The organism is Microbacterium sp. CnD16-F, assembly GCF_024124465.1.
Classification (GTDB): domain Bacteria; phylum Actinomycetota; class Actinomycetes; order Actinomycetales; family Microbacteriaceae; genus Microbacterium; species Microbacterium gawkjiense.
This window is the reverse complement of the sequence record NZ_JAMXSA010000096.1, coordinates 1-4003: the sequence shown is the minus strand read 5'-3', so window position 1 is coordinate 4003 and position 4003 is coordinate 1. Positions and strand designations below refer to the sequence as shown.

Sequence of the window (4003 nt, the reverse complement as noted above, 5' to 3'; positions counted from 1 at the left end):
CGGCGTGTCGGCGCGGCCGTGCGCGATGGACGTCCCCGTCGTCGTCGTGGGCGCGACGCGTCGGGCCGTCGCCCGGGTGCCCTCGTCGGTGCGCCGCTCGGCGAGGAGCGTCTCGTCGGCGTCCTCCGGTGCCGCGACCGGACCCGTCTCGGCCCGACGTGCGACGAGCCGGGTGTCGTCGTCGCGCTCGGCCCGCAGCTCGCGGCGCGTGCGGGGCGCGAGGCGCGTCTCGTCCTCGAACGGGTCAGTCATGGCGTCTCCGCCGCGACGGCACCGTCTCGACCTCGATCGTGCCGGTCGCGGGTTCGCTCGTGACGAGGCCGCCGGTCGTGTCCTCGAGGCGGGGGTGGATGCCGCCCCCCACCACGTCGACGACGATCGCCGTCACGTTGTCGCGGCCGCCGTGGGCGAGCGCCTGGGCGATGAGCGCCCCCGTCGTCTGCGCCGGGGACGCGCCGCTCAGCAGGCCCGCCCGGATCGCCTCGTCGGTGATCTCCCCCGAGAGGCCGTCGGAGCAGATGAGGATGCGCTCCCCGGTGACCACCGGCAGCAGCCAGAAGTCGGCGGGGCTGCGCTCGCCGCCGACAGCGCGCGTGATCACGTTGCGCCCCTCGAATGTCGACATCTCATCGCGGGTCAGGCGCCCGGCATCCACCATCTCCTGCGCGATGGAGTGGTCGACGGTCACCTGCTCCAGGCGCTCGGAGAGCAGGCGATACACGCGGGAGTCGCCGATGTTGACGACGAGCCACCGGGGCTCCCCGCCCTGCTGCACGGCCACGACGCCGGTGAGCGTGGACCCGGCGCCGCGGGTGGTGCCGCGGGCGATCGCGCCGACGGCGCGGTGGGCGGCCTGGACGGCCTCGGCGACCTCCTCGGGCGCGACGTCGCTGCGGCCGACGAAACCCCGGAAGGCGTCGACGACGGCGGCCGCGGCGCGGTCACCCGCCTCGTGACCGCCCATGCCGTCGGCGACGATGAACACGGGGAAGCTCGCGAGGTGCGCGTCCTCGTTCACCCGACGCCGCAGTCCGGTGTCGGTGAGCGATCCGCTGATGACCTCGACGTGCAGCGGGCGGGGAGAGGTCATCGGGCTCCCACGTCGAGGAACAGCTCCGCGTCGCCGAGGAGGAACCGCCCCGGGACGGGGACCGGCGTGCCCACCGCGATCTCGACGTCGCCGTCGCCGACGATCACGCCGTTGGTCGAGGACAGGTCGGTGATGCTCCAGCCGTCCTCGCCGCGGCGCAGCAGCGCGTGCGTCTTCGAGACCGTGCGGGTCGCGTCGTCGACGGGGACGGGCTGGGCACCGGGCGCCTGCGCCGGGGGCGTCGGATTGCGACCGAGGACGACGAGATCGGCGGTGAGCGGGACCGTCTGCCCGTTCGGGAGCCGCAGCGCGGCGCTCGGGCGTCGGTGCGCCGCCAGCACGGTGTGCTCCTCGACCTCGGTCGCCGCCGGGGCGGGGGCGGGCGGCAGCGGTGCCACCGGGGCCGCCGGCGTGGCGGCGGGAGCCGCGGAGGGGGCCGGCGCGAGCGGCGGCGGCGACCACGGCGTGACCGGTGCGGCGGCGGGGAAGGGGGTCGTCGAGGGCGGCGCGAACGCGGTCGTGTCCGACGGGACGGATGCCGCGGCCGTCGTCGGCTGCGCGTCGCCCGCGAACGGGGTCGGCGGCAGTCCGGTGCGCGGCAGGCCGTTCCACTGCGCCGAGCCCCAACCGATGACCGAGGCCCAGACGGGGAACAGAAGGACGCCCAGCACGACGAACCCGCCGCCCCGCTCGAACCCGCGGTTCAGGGGGCCCATCATGCGGACGAGGAGGATGATCGCTCCCGCCGCGAAAAGGAGCACGAGGACGAGGGGCACCACCGTCGCGCCGAGGAGCGCTCCGGCGGCGTCGCCGCCCGAGCCGCCGAACGCGGCGTTCTGCACCGAGGCGACGAACACCGCGTTGAGGACCGAGGCGAGGATCGTGGTGAGCAGGCCGCCGCCGACGAGGACCGCCGCCCACCATCCCTTCATCCCGGCCACCTCGAACAGGGTCCAGAGGTTCAGCACCGGGATCCAGGCGCGCGCGGCGGGTCGGTCGACTTTCCGGAAGACGGCGCTCAGCGCGAGGGCGGTCCACACGTAGACACCGGCGGCGAGGACGAGCTGGACGAACGCGACCAGCAGCGACGCGACGGCGAGACCGGCGGCGGCTCCGGCCGCCTCGGCGGCCGTCGTCGCGAGAGGGATCTCCGTGGTCATGCTCTGCATCCGTCCTGGCCCTCCGTCATCGATTCCGTCGATCCCGCACCGCACACCCTATCGGCGCGCGGCCCGTCCGCGCGGGAGCAACGAGCGCAGCGACAGGCGCGCGCGCAGCCGCGCCCAGAAGCCCTTCTCCGCCGCGAAGCGCGCGCGTTCGGCCGCGACGATCCGCCAGAACTCCTCGTTCTCGGCCGCCGTCGGCGGCACCACGTCGAAGACCGACCGGTCGGCCCACGTCGCCAGGCGGGTGCCCGCCGCCTCCTCCGCGTCGCCGGCGAACAGGCGCGCGAGCTCCTGGCGCGTCAGATGGGCGGGGGCCGGGTACCCGTGGTCGACCGCCGTGTCGACGTACTCGTCCCAGCCGCCGGTGAAGCGCGCGGCGATGTCGCCGCGCCGGCGGCCGCGCCGCCGCAGCGCCTTGACGGCGAGGATCGTGACGAGCGGGCCGACGAGGACGATCATCGCGAGCAGCGAGACGCCGCCCACGCGCACCGCGGCCCACAGCGCCGACAGGTCTCGCTCCTGCGGAGCGGCCTCGGGGGCGCTCTGATCGCCATCGGAGGGCGACGCGTCGGCGGGGAGCACCGGCTCGGCGTCCTCCCGGCTCACCTCGGTCGGGTTCTCGGGGTCGCGCCGCTGCTCGAGATCGGGAGACGGGAAGCTCTCGTGCTGGGGGGTCACGTCGACGGGGAGCCAGCCCCCCGCGGCATCCGCCACTTCGATCCACGCGGCGAGATCGCCGCCCCGGCATCGTCCCTCGTCGCACACGGGCAGGTCCTCGTCCGAAGCGAGCCGCGTCCCCACGACGACCCGGGCGTCGAACCCGAGCTGGTCGGCGATGAGCATCGCCGCGACCGCGAACTGCTCGTCGTCGCCGACGGCGGCCACGAGGTCGGCGTCCGTGCCGCCGGGAGCCTGCGCCTCGCGCTCGAGCAGCTGCGTGAACAGCGTCCCGATGCGGTCGGCCGAATGCCCGGCGCGGGAGGGCTGGAAGCCGGCCCCGCCGAGCTCCCGCATCCAGGCGGGGGCGGAGCCTCCCGGCAGCTGCAGCGCGTGGCTCAGGTAGCCGCGGCTGCGGAGGCGGTCCACGAGCGTCTCGAGGGCCGCGCCGCCCGTACCGGCATCCTGGCTCTCCATCCACTCCGTCAGCGAGGCCGGGACGACCTCCGCCGGTAGGGACGGCCCGCTGCGGGACGGGGTGAGGGATGCCACCGGTCCCGCCGCCTCGGAGGGGGATGCGGCGAGCCGGTAGGCGTCCCCGGTCTGCAAACCGTCCCCTGCGATCTCGATCGCGGCACCCGTGGCGGCGTTGTGGAAGAAGCCGTCCGCGAGCTCCGCCGCGCGGGGACCGTCGAACGACACGGCGCGCAGGTCGCCGACGGTCGGCACCCAGATCCCCGTGCCGGCGTCGATGCGCACCGTCACGGCGATCTCGCCGGTGCCGGCCGGGTCGAGCCGGGACGGGACGCGGGTGAACGCCGTCGCCGGGTCGGCGAGGCCCGCCTGCGGGTCGACCGCGCGCACCGTCCGGCCGTCGTAGAAGGGGAGCGTCGCGAGCCGTACCCGCTCGGCGCCGGCGGCGGGGGAGACGGTGAAGAGGGGTTCGTCGAAGCGGTCATCGCCGAACGAGGCGCGGTACGCGGCGAGCGGGCTCGGGGCGCGTTCGAGCTCGAGCACCGGGTCGACGACGCTCCGCGCCACCTCGCGCGGCTGGTCCGCGAGCGCCCACGGCCCCCACAGTGCGGCGACC

The 4003-nt window shown here is 75.7% G+C and carries 3 protein-coding genes and 1 pseudogene; all 4 read right to left on the bottom strand.

Going from position 1 to position 4003, the window contains the following annotated elements:
- Positions 1-252, bottom strand: a pseudogene (locus NH287_RS14780) (hypothetical protein); the annotation flags it as partial.
- Positions 245-1090: a PP2C family serine/threonine-protein phosphatase gene (locus NH287_RS14775; RefSeq protein ID WP_253036221.1), complete on the bottom strand. Its 846-nt coding sequence runs from the start codon at positions 1088-1090 to the stop codon at positions 245-247. The gene NH287_RS14775 and the pseudogene NH287_RS14780, both read right to left, overlap by 8 nt.
- Positions 1087-2250: an FHA domain-containing protein gene (locus tag NH287_RS14770; protein ID WP_253036220.1), complete on the bottom strand. Its 1164-nt coding sequence runs from the start codon at positions 2248-2250 to the stop codon at positions 1087-1089. The genes NH287_RS14775 and NH287_RS14770 overlap by 4 nt, the downstream gene beginning before the upstream one ends.
- Before the next feature lie 57 nt (positions 2251-2307).
- Positions 2308-4003: transglutaminase-like domain-containing protein (locus NH287_RS14765; protein WP_253036219.1), on the bottom strand; the 1696-nt coding region annotated here is incomplete at its 5' end.